The sequence below is a fragment of the Vibrio sp. J1-1 genome (genome assembly GCF_021728395.1).
Classification (GTDB): Bacteria; Pseudomonadota; Gammaproteobacteria; order Enterobacterales; family Vibrionaceae; genus Vibrio.
In genome coordinates this window covers 388,912-406,866 of sequence record NZ_JAKKCM010000003.1, presented here as the reverse complement: position 1 = coordinate 406,866, position 17,955 = coordinate 388,912, and the positions used below count along the sequence as shown (strand labels likewise).

At 45.7% G+C, this 17,955-nt stretch carries 13 protein-coding genes and 8 tRNA genes; all 21 read left to right on the top strand.

Annotation, left to right across the window (positions count from 1 at the left end):
- Nucleotides 1–83 precede the first annotated feature (83 nt).
- The gene (pncC, locus tag L3V31_RS06705) at nt 84–575 is read left to right on the top strand and encodes a nicotinamide-nucleotide amidase (protein WP_237315328.1); all 492 of its coding nucleotides are present in this window, start codon (nt 84–86) and stop codon (nt 573–575) included.
- Between the two features lie 193 nt (nt 576–768).
- On the top strand, nt 769–1,806 hold the full coding sequence (gene recA, locus L3V31_RS06700; protein ID WP_237315402.1) for a recombinase RecA: 1,038 nt from the start codon (nt 769–771) through the stop codon (nt 1,804–1,806).
- 120 nt (nt 1,807–1,926) lie between these two features.
- A complete protein-coding gene (recX, locus tag L3V31_RS06695) occupies nt 1,927–2,394 on the top strand; it encodes a recombination regulator RecX (RefSeq protein ID WP_237315327.1) in 468 nt (155 codons plus the stop codon).
- A gap of 142 nt (nt 2,395–2,536) precedes the next feature.
- On the top strand, nt 2,537–5,119 hold the full coding sequence (gene alaS, locus L3V31_RS06690) for an alanine--tRNA ligase (protein ID WP_237315326.1): 2,583 nt from the start codon (nt 2,537–2,539) through the stop codon (nt 5,117–5,119).
- A gap of 196 nt (nt 5,120–5,315) precedes the next feature.
- Entirely contained in the window at nt 5,316–6,503 is a 1,188-nt protein-coding gene (locus L3V31_RS06685) for an aspartate kinase (protein ID WP_237315325.1), read from the top strand.
- 91 nt (nt 6,504–6,594) lie between these two features.
- The gene (gene csrA / locus L3V31_RS06680) at nt 6,595–6,792 is read left to right on the top strand and encodes a carbon storage regulator CsrA (protein ID WP_237315324.1); all 198 of its coding nucleotides are present in this window, start codon (nt 6,595–6,597) and stop codon (nt 6,790–6,792) included.
- A 243-nt stretch (nt 6,793–7,035) separates the two neighbouring features.
- Nucleotides 7,036–7,128, top strand: a tRNA-Ser gene (locus tag L3V31_RS06675).
- A gap of 28 nt (nt 7,129–7,156) precedes the next feature.
- Nucleotides 7,157–7,233: transfer RNA gene (locus tag L3V31_RS06670), tRNA-Arg, on the top strand.
- Nucleotides 7,234–7,253: 20 nt separating this feature from the next.
- Nucleotides 7,254–7,346: transfer RNA gene (locus L3V31_RS06665), tRNA-Ser, on the top strand.
- A gap of 67 nt (nt 7,347–7,413) precedes the next feature.
- Nucleotides 7,414–7,490: transfer RNA gene (locus tag L3V31_RS06660), tRNA-Arg, on the top strand.
- 81 nt (nt 7,491–7,571) lie between these two features.
- Nucleotides 7,572–7,648, top strand: a tRNA-Arg gene (locus L3V31_RS06655).
- Between the two features lie 63 nt (nt 7,649–7,711).
- Nucleotides 7,712–7,788: transfer RNA gene (locus L3V31_RS06650), tRNA-Arg, on the top strand.
- A gap of 62 nt (nt 7,789–7,850) precedes the next feature.
- Nucleotides 7,851–7,927: transfer RNA gene (locus L3V31_RS06645), tRNA-Arg, on the top strand.
- Between the two features lie 62 nt (nt 7,928–7,989).
- Nucleotides 7,990–8,066: transfer RNA gene (locus L3V31_RS06640), tRNA-Arg, on the top strand.
- A gap of 552 nt (nt 8,067–8,618) precedes the next feature.
- Nucleotides 8,619–8,876: an oxaloacetate decarboxylase subunit gamma gene (locus tag L3V31_RS06635; RefSeq protein WP_237315323.1), complete on the top strand. Its 258-nt coding sequence runs from the start codon at nt 8,619–8,621 to the stop codon at nt 8,874–8,876.
- 31 nt (nt 8,877–8,907) lie between these two features.
- A complete protein-coding gene (gene oadA / locus L3V31_RS06630) occupies nt 8,908–10,695 on the top strand; it encodes a sodium-extruding oxaloacetate decarboxylase subunit alpha (protein WP_237315322.1) in 1,788 nt (595 codons plus the stop codon).
- 9 nt (nt 10,696–10,704) lie between these two features.
- A complete protein-coding gene (locus L3V31_RS06625) occupies nt 10,705–11,835 on the top strand; it encodes a sodium ion-translocating decarboxylase subunit beta (protein ID WP_237315321.1) in 1,131 nt (376 codons plus the stop codon).
- Between the two features lie 137 nt (nt 11,836–11,972).
- Complete coding sequence (locus L3V31_RS06620) at nt 11,973–12,923, top strand: NADP-dependent oxidoreductase (RefSeq protein ID WP_237315320.1); 951 nt, start codon at nt 11,973–11,975, stop codon at nt 12,921–12,923.
- Nucleotides 12,917–13,378 (top strand): YqaA family protein, encoded by a 462-nt coding sequence (locus L3V31_RS06615; protein ID WP_237315319.1) that lies wholly within the window; start codon nt 12,917–12,919, stop codon nt 13,376–13,378. Before L3V31_RS06620 ends, L3V31_RS06615 begins: the two co-directional genes overlap by 7 nt.
- A 9-nt stretch (nt 13,379–13,387) precedes the next feature.
- Complete coding sequence (locus L3V31_RS06610) at nt 13,388–16,231, top strand: pitrilysin family protein (RefSeq protein WP_237315318.1); 2,844 nt, start codon at nt 13,388–13,390, stop codon at nt 16,229–16,231.
- Nucleotides 16,232–16,387: 156 nt separating this feature from the next.
- A complete protein-coding gene (gshA, locus tag L3V31_RS06605) occupies nt 16,388–17,953 on the top strand; it encodes a glutamate--cysteine ligase (protein WP_237315317.1) in 1,566 nt (521 codons plus the stop codon).
- The last annotated feature ends 2 nt before the right edge of the window (nt 17,954–17,955 follow it).

The window sequence follows — 17,955 nt, the reverse complement described above, 5'->3', positions numbered from 1 at the left end:
GGTAAGTTCTTTTGTTTATTTCCAGAGCGGCTTAGGATACGTGAATCCCTATCAAGTAAAAAGAGACAAAGGGCAATTTGGCTATGGAAAAAACAACAAAATTAAGCGCAGATTTAGGGGCGCTTTTAGAGCAGCATGGGCATGTAATGACGACGGCGGAATCTTGTACCGGAGGTGGTGTGGCTACCGCTATTACAGACATTGCAGGCAGCTCTGCATGGTTGGATCGTGCATTTGTGACTTACAGCAACGAAGCGAAAATGGAAATGCTTGGGGTTAACGCAAAGACTCTGGATGAGAACGGTGCAGTCAGTGAACCTGTCGTGATTGAAATGGTTCAGGGGGCATTGAACCATTCGAATGCAACGATAGGCGTCTCAATCAGTGGTATTGCAGGACCTAGCGGTGGTAGTGCAGACAAGCCGGTCGGAACAGTGTGTTTTGCATTTGCAGATAAACAAAACTGGCTGTTGGTTGAAACCATGCATTTTGCTGGTGATCGTGCAGAAGTGCGTGAACAAGCAGTGTTTCATGCACTGACTCGAATCTATCAGCATTTGAACGAGAAAATTTAAAAATACTTTAGCCCAGACGTGATAAGGTCTGGAACCAAAGTATGCTGTAGAACAGCCCAAATTTTTTTCATACAGGTATAGACACTGTATGAATCAACAGTATAATAACTTGCATTGAAGAGCGGGTTATCTGCTTAAGTAAAGTTTAATGACTATTCGTCGCCCAAAGAAGATGAATAAATCGGAGAAAGTAATGGACGAGAACAAACAGAAAGCGCTCGCCGCTGCGCTAGGTCAAATTGAAAAACAATTCGGTAAAGGCTCAATCATGCGCCTTGGCGATAACCGCGCAATGGACGTAGAAACCATCTCAACGGGTTCTCTTTCTCTTGATATTGCTTTGGGTGCTGGTGGTTTACCAATGGGTCGTATTGTCGAAGTATACGGTCCAGAATCTTCAGGCAAAACAACGCTTACGTTGGAATTGATTGCAGCAGCACAGCGTGAAGGCAAAACTTGTGCGTTTATCGATGCGGAACACGCGCTGGATCCTGTATACGCGAAGAAGCTTGGTGTAGATATCGATGCGCTATTAGTTTCTCAGCCTGATACAGGTGAACAAGCGCTAGAAATCTGTGATGCATTAGCGCGTTCAGGTGCTATCGACGTAATGGTTGTCGACTCTGTTGCCGCACTAACGCCAAAAGCAGAAATCGAAGGCGAAATGGGCGACAGCCACATGGGTCTCCAAGCTCGTATGCTTTCTCAGGCGATGCGTAAGCTAACAGGTAACCTGAAGCAGTCTAACTGTATGTGTATCTTCATCAACCAAATCCGTATGAAGATTGGTGTGATGTTTGGTAATCCAGAAACGACAACTGGCGGTAACGCACTGAAATTCTACGCATCTGTTCGTCTTGATATCCGTCGTACTGGTGCAATCAAAGATGGCGACGAAGTTGTGGGTAACGAAACTCGCATCAAAGTAGTTAAGAACAAGATTGCAGCACCATTTAAAGAAGCGAATACGCAGATCATGTACGGCCAGGGCTTTAACCGTGAAGGTGAGCTTGTGGACTTAGGCGTGAAGCACAAACTGGTTGAAAAAGCAGGTGCTTGGTACAGCTACAATGGTGACAAGATCGGTCAGGGCAAGGCAAATGCTTGTAATTACCTGCGTGAGCATACAGAAGTTGCTCAGACTATCGACAAAAAACTTCGTGAGATGCTTTTGTCGCCAGCAGTGCCTGAAGGCAGTGAAATGCCAGAGCAGAAAGAAGAAGAGTTTTAACCTCGACTTTAAATAAAGGATATAAAAGCCCTGCAACGCGGGGCTTTGTTGTATCTGTTATATCTAAAATTAAAGGGCTGACCAGAAAGTCTGTACAGGAAAAATAGGTTTAGGATCATCATGTACCAAAAGCGTCAAGCACCGACCCTATCTAGTAAAGAAGCGGCTATTCAGTTATTGAGCCGTCGTGACCACGGACAATATGAGCTATATCAAAAGCTGGCTTTGAAAGGGTATGAAGAGTCCGATATCGAAGCGGCAATCAATTTTTGTTTGGATCACAACTATCTCGACGATCTACGTTACGCCAAAAGCCAGATTCGCCAACATGTCTATAAAGGTCATGGTGAACGCAGGATCCGTCAGGAACTAGCCCAAAAACGAGTAGCGGAATCGATCATCGATGAAGCGATGATGGAAGAGCCGCAAGACTGGTTTGAATTGGCAAGAATAGCGGCGGAGAAAAAATTCAAAGGAATAAAAGCCAAAGACCAGAAAGAGTACGCCAAACAGGTGCGTTTTATGCAATATCGTGGATACAGTTTTGACCAAATCAGCTATGCGCTGAGCTTTGATGAGCACGATTGAGTGGGATTCACCAGCATTTTTTTTTGTTTTTCTTCAAAATTATTCCTCTAAGACCTCTTTTCCGTAAGAAAACTAGTCGTAGCTGATTGCTTGATCTACAATACGGCGAAATTCTAACTCGACTATTTTCAGGAAGAGCTGCATGTACATGAGCACTGACGAGGTTCGTAACGCGTTCCTCAAGTTCTTTGAAAGCAAAGGACACCAAATCGTAGAAAGTTCATCGTTAGTACCACATAACGACCCAACCCTGCTGTTCACAAACGCAGGTATGAACCAATTTAAAGATTGTTTCTTAGGCTTGGAAAAACGAGCCTATACTCGAGCGACTACGGCTCAACGTTGTGTACGTGCTGGCGGTAAACATAATGACCTGGAAAACGTAGGCTTTACAGCTCGTCACCATACTTTCTTTGAGATGCTAGGTAACTTTAGCTTCGGTGATTACTTCAAAGACGATGCGATTTCATTTGCTTGGGAATTTTTAACTCAAGTACTGAAACTACCTCAAGAGCGTCTACTGGTTACGATTTACGAAACCGATGATGAAGCATTTGATATCTGGAATAAAAAAGTAGGCGTTCCAGCTGACCGTATCATCCGTATTGGTGACAAAGAAGGCGGCAAACCATACGAGTCAGATAACTTCTGGCAAATGGGTGACACAGGTCCTTGTGGTCCATGTACCGAAATCTTTTACGATCACGGTGAGCACATCTGGGGTGGTCGCCCTGGTACTCCTGAAGAAGATGGAGACCGTTTCATCGAGATCTGGAACAACGTATTTATGCAGTTCAACCGTCACGCTGACGGTACTATGGAGCCACTGCCAAAACCATCTGTTGATACAGGTATGGGTATTGAGCGTATCTCTGCGATCATGCAAGGCGTTCACTCAAACTACGAAATCGACGTATTCCAAACTCTGATCAAAGCAGCCGCTGAAGTGGTTGGTCACGACGATTTATCTAACCAATCTTTGCGCGTTATCGCAGACCATATTCGTTCATGTTCATTCTTGATTGTTGATGGCGTAATGCCTTCAAACGAAGGTCGTGGTTATGTTCTACGCCGTATTATCCGTCGCGCGGTTCGTCACGGTAACAAGCTAGGTGCACAAGGTACTTTCTTCTACAAACTGGTTGGCGTGCTTGCAGAAGTCATGGGTACCGCTGGTGAAGAGCTGAAACGCCAGCAAGCGGTGGTAGAAAAAGTTCTGCGTATCGAAGAAGAAAACTTCGGTCGTACGCTTGATCGCGGTATGACGATCCTGAACGAAGCTTTGGATAACTTGGATGGCAAAGAGCTAGACGGTGAAACCGTATTTAAACTTTACGACACCTACGGCTTCCCTGCAGATTTAACTAACGACGTCGCTCGTGAGCGTGAGTTCACTATCGACGAAGAAGGTTTCGAAAAAGCAATGGAAGAGCAGCGTCAACGTGCTCGTGAAGCTGGCCAGTTTGGTACAGACTACAACGCGACAATCAAAGTGGACGCGGAAACTGAGTTCTGTGGTTACACAGGTACAAACGGTTCAAGTTCAGTAGAAGCAATGTTCGTTGAAGGTAACGAAGTTGAATCACTGTCTGCAGGCGACAAAGCAATCATTGTATTAGGTGAAACGCCATTCTACGCTGAATCAGGTGGTCAGTGTGGCGACGCTGGTGAGATTCGTACTGAATCAGGTGTATTCCGCGTAGAAGATACTCAGAAGCTGGGTAACGCAATCGCACACTACGGTGTCATGGCTGAAGGTGTACTGGCGAAAGGTGATGATGTTGCAACTATCGTCGATGCTGAGCGTCGTGCCGCAACTTCATTAAACCACTCTGCTACGCACTTACTGCACGAAGCGCTTCGCCGAGTGTTGGGTGAGCACGTGTTACAGAAGGGCTCTCTAGTTCGACCTGAAAGCCTACGTTTTGACTTCTCGCACCTTGAAGCGGTGACCGCAGCAGAGCTAAAAGAAGTGGAACGTTTGGTTAACGCTCAAATTCGTCGTAACCATGTCATCGAAACCAATATCATGGACATCGAATCTGCGAAGCAGAAAGGTGCGATGGCGTTGTTTGGTGAGAAATACGACGATGAAGTTCGCGTTCTGTCGATGGGTGACTTCTCTACGGAGCTTTGTGGTGGTATCCACGCTTCAAGCACTGGTGACATTGGCTTGTTCAAGATTACGTCGGAAAGCGGTATTGCAGCGGGTATCCGTCGCATTGAAGCCGTAACTGGCGAAGCGGCTCTAGACGTGATCGAAACTCAAACGGCTAAGTACGAAGAGAAGCTGGCTGAGTCTGCGCAAAAATCGAAAGCGCTTGAAAAAGAAATTCAAAAGCTGAAAGACAAGATGGCTGCGGCAGAAAGTGCAAACATCATGGGTAAAGCGGTAGAAGTTAACGGTACAAAAGTATTGGTTGCGGCTCTCGAAGGTGCTGACAGCAAAAACCTACGTACTATGGTTGATGATATCAAGAACCAAATGGGTTCTGGCGTTGTACTTCTGGCTAACATCACGGGTGACAAAGTTGGTTTGATCGCTGGTGTAACTAAAGATCTGGTTGGCAAAGTCAAAGCGGGTGATTTAGTTAAAATGGTTGCAGAGCAGGTTGGTGGTAAAGGCGGCGGTCGTCCAGATATGGCGCAAGCTGGCGGTACTGATGTAGCGGCACTTCCTGAAGCAATCAAAACGGTTCAGCCTTGGCTGGAAGAGCGCTTATAACAAGCAATAGATAACAAATATACGCTCAATCAATTTGTTTTGATTGGGCGTAATTTTTTTACGTTGACCAAGTGGTTTAATGGACCAGAGATTAAGCTGGCCCTCTAAGCTGCTTGGTTTTTCTTGTAACTACCACTTATATAAACAGAATGTATGTGGTCCGAATGAGACTTTGGTCTTGGGAAGGTGAAGACTGGTGAAAAAGCCCCTTATCGTGCAAAAGTTTGGCGGAACCTCTGTGGGTTCAATTGAAAGAATCCACCAAGTTGCTGAACACATCATTAAGGCGAAAAATGATGGTAATCAAGTTGTTGTAGTTGTGTCTGCTATGTCAGGCGAAACCAATAGGCTTATGGACCTAGCTAAACAGGTAGATAGCGTTCCTACAGCCCGAGAACTTGATGTTTTGCTCTCTGCTGGTGAGCAAGTGTCGATGGCACTGCTGGCGATGACACTCAACAAAATGGGTCATCCTGCACGCTCACTTACCGGAGCACAGGCGAACATTGTGACGGATAACCAGCACAATGACGCAACGATTAAGCACATTGATACCACGAGAGTGATGGCATTGCTTGAACAAGAGCATGTCGTTATCGTCGCGGGTTTTCAGGGTGTGAATGAAAATGGGGATATCACCACATTAGGTCGAGGAGGCTCAGATACGAGCGCAGTGACACTGGCTGGTGCACTACGCGCAGATGAGTGTCAAATCTTTACCGACGTTGATGGTATTTATACTTGTGACCCACGTGTAGTAAAAACGGCAAAAAAAATGGCAGTGATTGACTTTCCTTCAATGGAAGCAATGGCAAGCCGTGGTGCTAAAGTTTTACATTTACCTTCGGTGCAATATGCATGGAAGAACAATGTACCGCTACGCGTGCTTTCTACATTCGATGTGAATGAAGGTAGTTTAGTTAAGGGAGAGACGGGCACACAAGCCATCTCTGGTATAGCTATTCAACGAGACCTTGCCATTATTGAAGTAGATAAAGAACATTTGTCCAGTGCTACAAAGCAATGCCAGATGCTAGGTATCGACATCTGGAATGTGATCGAGGATACAGAACGGACAGGTATCATGATAAAACAAGATGCATGTGCCAAGTTCGATCTGGTGTTCAGCGATAAAATCCGTAATAGTGAAATGGTAAGCCTGTTGACCGCAGTAGGGCTGGAGGCCAATGGAATGGTAGAGCATGCATGCGATTTGCTGGCTGAGCAAGATATTGCGATCAATTTCTGCGCAACGAATGCTCTCACTATGATGCTCGTATTATCACCTGACTGTGTGGATTTAGCGGCAAACATTCTTCATGATGCTTACATTACGTCTAATGAAGCGTTAAGCATCCAACAAAAACATGCCCTATTAGGGTGATTTCGCTAACAAGGTAGTTTACGAAAATATAACTTTTGTTGGATAATAGCGTGATAGCAAGAAAATTTAGAGATTACTCAAGGAGCATAGAATGCTAATTTTGACTCGTCGCGTAGGCGAAACACTGATGATTGGTGATGAGGTAACTGTAACTGTACTAGGTGTTAAAGGTAACCAAGTGCGCATCGGCGTTAACGCACCGAAGGAAGTGTCAGTTCATCGCGAAGAAATCTACATGCGCATTCAAGCTGAAAAAGGTAGCGGTAACGTTGCTTCAGGTAACTACTAAGTATCATCTGTTTACAGAGCTTAGTTTGAATGAAAAAGGCTAGCCAAAGGGCTGGCCTTTTTAGTTTATGATAAATGTCTTTTTTTCCGCGAAGATTCTCTTTTTTTCATCATAATAGGGTGATAAAGTTCGTTTAATAGTCACTTTGATTAAATCGACAACGGTTAAGTGTTTTTAGCGGATTTTTTCAAAGAAAGTGTTTGACATATTTTCGGTAAAACGTAATATGTGCCTCCGCAAGACGGTGAGGTGGCCGAGAGGCTGAAGGCGCTCCCCTGCTAAGGGAGTATACGGTTTGTAGCCGTATCGAGGGTTCGAATCCCTCCCTCACCGCCATTCTTGCGACACAACTAAAGTGTATTGCGCGTCCTTAGCTCAGCTGGATAGAGTACCTGGCTACGAACCAGGCGGTCGGAGGTTCGAATCCTCCAGGACGCGCCACTCTTTAGAACAAATAAAACGGTGAGGTGGCCGAGAGGCTGAAGGCGCTCCCCTGCTAAGGGAGTATACGGTTTGTAGCCGTATCGAGGGTTCGAATCCCTCCCTCACCGCCATTTATTGACGTAGCTGTCAATTTTTTTGTTCTTAAAGAAAGTCAATGTGATACGCTTCACAAATTGTGCGTCCTTAGCTCAGCTGGATAGAGTACCTGGCTACGAACCAGGCGGTCGGAGGTTCGAATCCTCCAGGACGCGCCACTTTCAAATAAGTCTGACTTTTTTGAAAAAAGAATTTAGGGTATTGCCCTGATATTGACTAAAGTTGATATCGAAACGTGTGCGTCCTTAGCTCAGCTGGATAGAGTACCTGGCTACGAACCAGGCGGTCGGAGGTTCGAATCCTCCAGGACGCGCCACTTATTGAAGGGTAATGCCCTGATATTGATAACCTGTTTACAGGTATTGATGTCGAAAACTGCGCGTCCTTAGCTCAGCTGGATAGAGTACCTGGCTACGAACCAGGCGGTCGGAGGTTCGAATCCTCCAGGACGCGCCACTTATTGAAGGGTAATGCCCTGATATTGATAACCTGTTACAGGTGTTGATGTCGAAAACTGCGCGTCCTTAGCTCAGCTGGATAGAGTACCTGGCTACGAACCAGGCGGTCGGAGGTTCGAATCCTCCAGGACGCGCCACTTATTGAGGGTAATGCCCTGATATTGATAACCTGTTACAGGTATTGATAATCGAAAACTGCGCGTCCTTAGCTCAGCTGGATAGAGTACCTGGCTACGAACCAGGCGGTCGGAGGTTCGAATCCTCCAGGACGCGCCACTTATTAGAAAGCCTCGCTTATGCGAGGCTTTTTTGTATCTGCTATTTCACTCTTTCTTCGATCGCGATTCACCGCGATTTGGTTTCTGCTTTTACTGATTTATTCAAAAAATTGCCTATACTGACTGTCTTGTTCTTTGACGCATTTCTAGCGCTGAAAATGAAACTTTTGTTCTGATTAACCTATCGGTCACTTCTTTACTATTCTCGCGTAAACGTCTTGTTTTATTTATGTTTATTAAATGTTAAATTAATATATCTTATTGTTTCTTTTTAATTTTTCTAACTTTGTCTATTTCGGTTTTGAAATCCTAATCGCGGTTTTTATATTTGCTTTCATTTAGTCTGTTTATGAATTTATCATTCACGTTGCCTACATTAATTACATACAAACTGTGATCTAGGTAGTGAATGAATAATCATTTGTAAGGATTACGACAAACCTTCCTTAAACAAAATTGACAAAGTTTAACCAGTCGAGATAATCCTTTGGTCGGGATATAACACAATTAAAGTCCTGCGCCTGTCAGGATGACAAAGAAAGGAAGCAACATGACTAATATAGGAAGCCTGCTAGTAGATGCGGCCACTCTCATGATTACTGGGATGGCGGTCGTGTTTATTTTCCTCACTATTCTTGTTTTTCTCGTTCGGCTCATGTCGAGATTAGTACCAGAAGAAGTACTAGAGCCGATCGCTGCACCAAAAATAAATACCAATAATCAATCAACCTCTTCCGCTGTTAGTCCACAAGTAGTGGCGGCGATATCAGCTGCGATTCATAAACATCGCACCTCTGTCGCGAAGTAGCCGAAATAGGATTAAAAAGGAGTTTAAGAGTATGTCTAAACCACTAGCGATTACAGATGTGGTCCTTAGAGACGCCCATCAATCACTGTTTGCTACGCGTATGCGTATCGACGATATGCTGCCTATTGCAGCTGAACTGGATAAGATTGGTTATTGGTCTCTAGAGACTTGGGGTGGGGCAACGTTTGATTCGTGCATTCGATTCCTCGGAGAAGACCCGTGGGAGCGTTTGCGAGAGCTGAAAAAAGCGATGCCAAATACACCAATGCAAATGCTACTGCGTGGTCAGAATCTTTTAGGATACCGCCATTATGCTGATGACGTAGTAGAGAAGTTTGTTGAGCGAGCACATGCAAATGGTATGGATGTTTTCCGTATTTTTGATGCGATGAATGATGTGCGAAATTTCCAAAAAGCGGTTAAAGCGACCGTGGATGTAGGCGCTCACGCACAAGGGACGTTGTCTTACACAACTAGCCCTGTACACAACGCAGATACGTGGGTTGATCTAGCAAAACGCCTGGAAGACTTAGGCTGTCATTCGTTATGTATTAAGGATATGTCAGGTCTTCTAAAACCTTATGAAGCCGAAGAGCTGATTACTCGTATCAAAGCATCGTGTGATGTGCCGCTTGCACTGCACTGTCATGCAACTACGGGTCTATCAACTGCCACTGCAATTAAAGCGGTTGAAGCGGGTATAGACATTCTTGATACTGCGATTTCATCAATGAGTAGTACCTACGGTCATACGCCAACAGAAACTGTGGTAGCGATGCTTCAAGGTACAGAGCGTGACACTAACCTGAAACTGGAAGAGATAGAGCCAATTGCCGCGTACTTCCGCGAGGTTCGCAAGAAATACGCGAAGTGGGAAGGTCAATTGAAAGGCGTGGATTCTCGTATCCTGATTGCTCAAGTGCCAGGCGGTATGTTAACCAACATGGAAGGCCAGCTTAAAGAACAGGGCGCTGCTGACCGTCTTGATGAAGTACTAGAAGAGATCCCTCGTGTTCGTGAAGATCTTGGCTTCATTCCATTGGTAACACCAACTTCGCAAATTGTTGGTACTCAGGCTGTTATCAACGTGCTAACAGGTGAGCGCTACAAGAGCATTACCAAGGAAACGGCGGGTCTGTTGAAGGGAGAGTATGGTCAAGCACCTGCTTCAATCAACGCAGAGCTACAAGCTAAAGTGCTTGAAGGCAAAGAGCCAATCACATGCCGTCCAGCTGATTTGCTAGAGCCAGAAATGGAAGCCCTGACGGTTGAGTTGATGGATAAAGCGCAATCAGAAGGCATTAAACTGGCGAGTGAACGAGTTGATGACGTATTAACTTACGCACTATTCCCTCAAGTTGGTCTTAAGTTCCTGAAGAACCGTGGTAATCCAGAAGCGTTTGAACCAGCGCCTACCTTAGAATCCGCTAAACCAGCTCCGGCACCAGCGACTCAAACACCTGCAGGCGGCGTGGAAACATATAGTGTTCGTGTTGACGGACAAGTTTATGAAGTAGAAGTTGGGCCTCAAGGTGAGTTGACGTCGGTTACACCATCAACATCGCCAGCAAAAGCAGCGGCTCCTGCTGCACCAGCCAACACTTCTGCGGAGTCAGTTCCTGCTCCACTTGCGGGCAACATCTTTAAAGTCAATGTACAACCTGGTGCTGAAGTGGCTGAAGGTGACGTACTGCTGATCTTAGAAGCGATGAAGATGGAAACGGAAGTTCGAGCTGCGCGCGGTGGTATCGTTCAGGAATTAAATGTGAAAGAAGGTGATGCCGTGACCGTAGGCGCACCTCTTCTTAGCCTGGCATAAGGGAGTATCATGGACGGATTGATGACCCTATGGTTAGAAACAGGGATCGCTAACTTTGAGTTTGGCCAAATCTGTATGATGTTGGTTGGTTGTACTCTGTTGTTCTTGGCGATCCGAAAGGGTTTTGAACCACTACTGCTACTGCCAATCGGTTTTGGTGCCATTTTAGCCAACATTCCTAATGCAGGTTTCACAGAGCCGGGTGGTTTGCTGTACTACGTCTATTACATCGGGATTGAGTCGGGTGTATTCCCGCTGTTGATCTTTATGGGCGTCGGCGCAATGACGGACTTTGGCGCGTTGATTGCGAACCCCAAAACGCTTTGGTTAGGTGCTGCGGCGCAGTTTGGTATTTTTGCAACGCTATTTGGTGCGATTTTGCTTAACTATGTGCCGGGCATGGAGTTCTCCATGGCAGATGCATCGTCAATTGCGATTATCGGTGGTGCTGATGGCCCAACCGCTATTTTCCTGGCAAGTAAACTGTCTCCAGACTTACTTGGTGCGATTGCGGTTGCGGCATATAGCTACATGGCATTGGTGCCGATTATCCAGCCACCTATCATGAAAGCGTTAACCACTCAGGAAGAGCGTCAGGTGAAAATGGCTCAGTTACGCCATGTTGGTAAGTGGGAAAAAGTGATTTTCCCGCTAGCTGTACTGCTGATGACGATTCTATTTTTGCCTTCTGCAACGCCTCTGGTAGGGATGTTCTGCTTGGGTAACTTGATGCGTGAAGCGGGTGTTGTCGATCGTTTATCGAAAACAGCACAGAACGAGCTGATCAATATCGTGACCATCTTCCTTGGTCTTGGTGTTGGCTCTAAGTTACAAGCGGATCAGTTCCTAAACTTGGAAACGCTTGGTATTTTGGCTTTGGGCGCGGTTGCTTTCAGTATCGGTACGGCAGCAGGCGTTCTAATGGCTAAGTTACTCAATAAGTTCTCGAAAGAAGACATCAACCCACTTATCGGCGCAGCTGGGGTTTCTGCAGTGCCTATGGCGGCGCGAGTGGTGAACAAAGTAGGCTTGGATGCCAATCCACAAAACTTTTTGTTGATGCACGCTATGGGTCCTAACGTGGCTGGTGTTCTTGGCTCTGCAGTAGCGGCAGGTATTCTACTTGCACTGGTCGGCTAGTGTGTCAGTAGCCTACGAACGCAGTGACTGTGCTAGGGATTAAATTATCCACTTACAGCCATTAACTTCGCTAAACAAAATGGTTTATAGTCAAAGGGATGCTTCGGCATCCCTTTTTGTCTTTCAAGGAATGGTTTATGGAACACAAACAAATAGTTATCACGGAATTTGGAGACGCAAGCGTACTTGCGATTCAACACGCCCCAACACCGTCACCAAAGTCAGGTGAAGTGTTAGTTAAGGTCTCTTTTTCCGGCATTAATCCTATTGATGTCAAGACTCGTGCAGGTCTGGGCTGGGCTGCGGCGCAAAACAAAGATAACCTGCCTTGGGTTCCGGGATATGACATTTCGGGCGAAGTCATATCATGTGGCGAGCAAACTTCCCGTTTTGCTGTTGGAGAGAAGGTAGCTGGTTTCATTGGTTTTCCTGTAAAAGGTGGCGGATACAGTCAGTATGTCTGTGTGTCTGAATCAGAACTGAGCCACGTACCAAGTAATGTTCCTTTGGAATCGGCTGCTGTCCTTCCTCTTGCCGGCCAAACCGCGGCTCAGGCACTGGAGAAAGCCAATGTCACAGAAAGCGATCGTGTTTTAGTGCTTGCTGGTGCTGGTGGTGTCGGTCACATCGCGGTGCAACTGGCTGTCGCAAGCAAAGCTGAGGTTTTTACAACTTGTAGTGAGCGAAATGTCGATTATCTCACCTCACTTGGTGCCCATGCAGTGAACTATCAATTAGGACCAGTGTCAGAACGTGTTGAAGATATAGATGTTTTAATTGATTTAGTGGGTGGAGATGCGGCTTTGGACGCTCTCAAATGTCTAAAGCCTAATGCAAGGATTGTTACTATTCCTACGATTACTGCTGAGAAGATTTGCGAACAAGCAAAACAGTTGGGCTTAGAAGCGAACGGTATGTTAGTTGAGCCTAAGCCAGAGCAGCTGGATTCTTTACTGTATATGGCTGATGTAGGTTTACTAAAAACAGAGGTTCAACATGTCTACCCAATGGACGAGGTTGTCGCAGCTCACGAACAAGTGGAATCGGGGCGCACTCGAGGCAAGGTTTTGCTTGATATGACATGTTAGAAACATTCAATGCTGGCTTTGAGAACATCGCGCTTTTGTTTTCTGGGTCAGCATTGTGGGTGCTTTTTATGACCGGCTTTCTCAGTGCTACCTTACTTCCTGGTGGCTCTGAGGCTGGTCTCATAGCGACCCTCTCTCTAAATCAATATTCCGTCTTTTCCATCATCACCGTAGCGACCATTGGTAATACCCTTGGAGGTTTGACCAATTACTGGCTTGGATTATGGATCCCAAATAAAACCCAGGATGAAAAACATGGCCATACCGCGTTAAAGTGGTTATCAAAATATGGTTACTGGGCTTTATTTTTCAGTTGGCTACCTATAATTGGTGACCCGCTGTGCTTAGCGGCAGGATGGTTACGGATGAAATTCCTGCCGTGTGTAATGTTAATATTTTTTGGAAAGGCCGCTAGATACAGCCTTCTAGCAGCCATCTATCTCGGATTATTTTAAGGAAAGTTCATGAGAATGTTTTGGGTAGGCGCGTGTTCACTGCTAGTGATCACGGGTTGTGCATCACAATCCCCTGTTTCTTCATTGCCAGAGGGGATCACTTTCGTAGAGTCATCACAAGCGGAAGAAGGCAAAGTTAAAATCCCATACCAAAAATACAAACTTGATAACGGATTGACCGTCATCCTCGCGCCAGAAGATTCAGATCCGCTGGTGCACGTTGATATGACTTATCATGTTGGTTCTGCCCGTGAAGAGATCGGTAAGTCTGGGTTTGCGCACTTCTTTGAGCACATGATGTTCCAAGGGTCGGAGAATGTTGGTGATCAAGAGCATTTTAAAATCATCACTGAGGCTGGTGGTACACTCAACGGGACGACCAACCGAGACCGCACTAACTACTTTGAAACTGTACCTGCCAATCAGCTAGAAAAAATGCTTTGGCTCGAATCTGATCGTATGGGTTTCTTGCTTGATGCTGTTTCACAGCATAAGTTTGAAATTCAACGTTCTACGGTTAAAAACGAACGTGCTCAACGTTACGATAACCGCCCATATGGTTTGATTTGGGAGCGCATGTCAGAAGCGTTATACCCTGAAGGTCATCCATACTCATGGCAAACAATCGGTTATGTGGAAGATTTAGATCGCGTTGACGTGAATGATCTGAAGGCGTTTTTCTTACGATGGTATGGCCCAAATAACGCAACTCTGACGATAGGTGGCGATCTGGATGTTGAAAAGACGCTGAGTTGGGTTAACAAATACTTTGGCTCTATTCCTCGTGGCCCAGAAGTTGAGAACGCCCCAAAACAACCAGCAACGCTGACCGAAAGCAAATACATTACGTTAGAAGACCGTATTCAGCAGCCAATGGTGATGATCGCGTGGCCAACGACGTACGATGGTGAAGCAAGCCAAGCGTCACTGGATACCTTATCCGAAGTGCTTGGTGGCGGAACCAACAGCTTACTTTATCAAGACCTGGTGAAAACACAGAAAGCGGTTGATGCGGGTTCATTCCATGACTGTGCGGAGCTGGCATGTACATTCTTTGTCTATGCGATGGGAGATTCTGGCGACAAAGGCGATTTATCTAAGTTGTATGATGACGTTATGCAGTCTTTGAATAAATTTGCTGAAACGGGTGTAACGGAAGATCGTTTGGAGCAGCTTACAGGTAAGGCTGAAGCCGACGCGATTTTTGCGCTGGAAAGCGTAAAAGGCAAGGTGACACAGTTAGCCTCCAACGAAACTTTCTTTGGTCAACCCGATTTAATTGAAAAGCAGCTAGAGCAAATTCGAGCTGTGACCCCCGATTCTGTCGATAAAGTGTACCGTGATTTTATTCAGGGTAAATCAAAAGTGACCTTAAGTGTGGTGCCAACGGGTAAAACTGATCTGGCCGTTAAACCTGCTACCTTTGTAACGCCTGAGCGCACACTACCTGAATACAAGAAGATCACTGAAGATCAGCTTGCTTACCGCCGAGCAACTGATAACTTTGATCGTTCAGTTCAGCCACCAATTGGTGATCCTGTGAAGGCCACTATGCCGGATTTGTATGATGTGCATTTTGACAATGGATCTGAGCTCTTAGGCGCAGTTAGCAATGAAACGCCAACCGTTATGATGCAGTTCAGTTTGCCAGCAGGCACTCGTTTTGTTGAAAAAGGTAAGGAAGGACTAGCACAACTAACCGCTTCGATGCTTCAGGAAGGCACGACCAAACGCAGCACGGAAGAGATTCAGGCTGAGCTAGATAAACTCGGTAGTGTTATTTCTGTCGATGCAACGGGATATACGACCAACATCAGCGTCTCGGCATTGGAAAAAAACTTAGAGCCAACCTTGAAGATTGTCGAAGAGATGTTGTTATCACCTGCGTTCAAACAAGAAGACTTTGAACGTGTGAAAGAGCAAGCTCTGGAAGGGTTGGTTTATGAGCACCAAAGCCCAAGCTGGATGGCTTCTCAAGCAAGCCGCCAGGTACTTTACGGTGATTCCATTTTCGCTCGCCCTAAAGATGGCACACAAGCCGGAATGAAAGCACTGACTCTAAATGATATCCGTGAGTTTTACGCAACACACTACACGCCACAAGGTGCACAGATCACCGTGGTAGGTGATGTGAGTAAACAAGATATCGAGCAAAAGTTAGCGTTCTGGGCTAACTGGCAGGATGACGCTGCTCCTCTGTATGCACCGCAAAATATTCCTGCATTGGGTAAGCAAAAAGTTCACCTTGTCGACAAACCGGGAGCGCCGCAAAGCGTGGTGATGATGGTTCGCCAAGGGGTGCCATACGATGCTACGGGAGAGTTCTTCCTTGGTCAGTTGGCTAACTTCAATCTAGCAGGTAACTTCAATAGCCGTATCAACCAAAATCTGCGTGAAGACAAAGGTTACACTTATGGCGCATATGGTTACTTCTCTGGCAATCCGGAAACAGGCTCGGTTGTATTCACCGCACAAGTGCGTGCTGACGCAACTATTGCTTCAATCATGGAAATGAAGACTGAACTGAATGAATTCTCTCAAGTTGGTATAACGGACGATGAATTGAAGTTTATGCGCCAGGCGGTGGGACAAAAAGATGCTCTGAAATATGAAACTCCAACTCAAAAAGCGGAGCTTATCAGCAATATCTTTAAGTATAACCTCGATAAAGACTATATTCAGCAGCGTAATGCGATTGTAGAAACAGTGGACAAGCAGACGCTTAACACGCTGGCACAAAAGTGGTTTGACCCTAATGACTACCAAATCATTGTGGTTGGCGATGCAAAATCACTTCGCCCTCAATTAGAAAAATTGGGGAAAGACGTAGAAGAGCTTGAAATCATTCGATAGAGTACACATCTAATAGCGGAGGGCGTGCTCTCCGCTATACATCTAGATAAGTGACTTTTCATGGGTTCTTTATCTAGATGAACTAAATATCAACAACTTAGCTTTCACTTGCTTCGGATGGCAAGTGGCCTGCTCCTAATATAAGCGAACCTCATTTTGACTGATTTTGCTGCGCGACTGGAAAAAGTTGCATCAAACCCGGAAGTATTTAAGCAGTTTGGACGCGGTGTTGAGCGTGAAACTTTACGCTATCGTCAGGATGGACAGCTAGCAACAACACCTCATCCAGAGGGGTTGGGCTCAGCGTTCACAAACCAGTGGATTACCACGGACTTTTCAGAGTCGCTACTGGAATTCATTACCCCGGTTTCTCATGATGTTCCGGAGCTAATGGCCCAACTGAAAGATATTCATCACTTTACTCAAACGAAAATGGGTGAAGAAAAAATGTGGCCGCTTTCGATGCCATGTTATGTAGCCAGTGAAGACAATATTAATCTGGCACAGTACGGGTCGTCTAACGCAGCGCGAATGAAAACCCTCTACCGAGAGGGGTTAAAACGCCGTTACGGTAGCTTAATGCAGATTATTTCGGGCGTGCACTTCAACTTTTCATTCCCTGAATCGTTTTGGGATGCCCTATATGGCGAGCAGGATGAAGAGGCTCGTCAGGAAACGAAATCCGATGCCTATTTTGCCCTTATTCGTAACTACTACCGTTTTGGTTGGATGATTCCCTATTTCTTTGGTGCATCGCCTGCGTTGTGTGGTTCGTTTATTCAAGGCCGAGAAACGAGTTTACCTTTCGAGAGCTTGGGGGGAACGTTATTCTTACCGAAATCAACGTCTTTGCGTCTGAGTGACCTTGGTTACACGAATCATGCCCAGAGCTCGCTAAAGATTGGCTTCAATAGTATTGGCCAGTATCTAGAAGGTTTAAGTGATGCTATTCGTCGTCCGTCAGAAGAGTTCGCAAAAATTGGTGTGAAAGTGGATGGCGAGTACCGTCAGCTTAATTCGAATGTTTTGCAAATAGAAAACGAATTGTACGCGCCAATTCGCCCTAAACGCGTGGCTAAAAGTGGTGAGAAACCATCAGAAGCGTTAAAGCGTGCGGGTGTGGAATATATTGAAGTTCGTTCATTGGACGTGAACCCATTCAGCCCGGTAGGCATAACTGAAGAACAAGTTCGCTTCCTCGACCTGTTTCTCACTTGGGCAGCATTGTCAGACTCAGAACCAATGGATAACTGTGAACTGGAGTGTTGGCGTGATAACTGGAACAAGGTCATTGTGTCTGGTCGTGAAAAAGGCTTGATGCTTCAGATCGGTTGCCAAGGTGAACGCTTGCCTCTACAAGAGTGGGCTCACCGCGTGTTTGCAGATCTACGCCAAATTGCTGTGGTGATGGATGAGGTGAACGGTGATAATGCTTACCAAGAGGTTTGTGATAAGTTAACTGGCTGGATTGACGAACCTGAATTGACGACTTCTGGTCAATTGTTGGAACTGACTAAAGAGCTGGGCGGTTTAGGTAAAGTAGGTTGTTCACTAGGTATAAAGCATCGTGAAGATAATCTTAATCACGGCTACCAGCATTACTCACAAGAAGTGATGGAGCAGGAAGTGTCAACATCTATTGAGAAGCAGAAACAAGCAGAGCTGAGTGATACGATGTCTTTTGATGACTTCCTAGAAGATTATTTTTCTTATTTAAAATAATA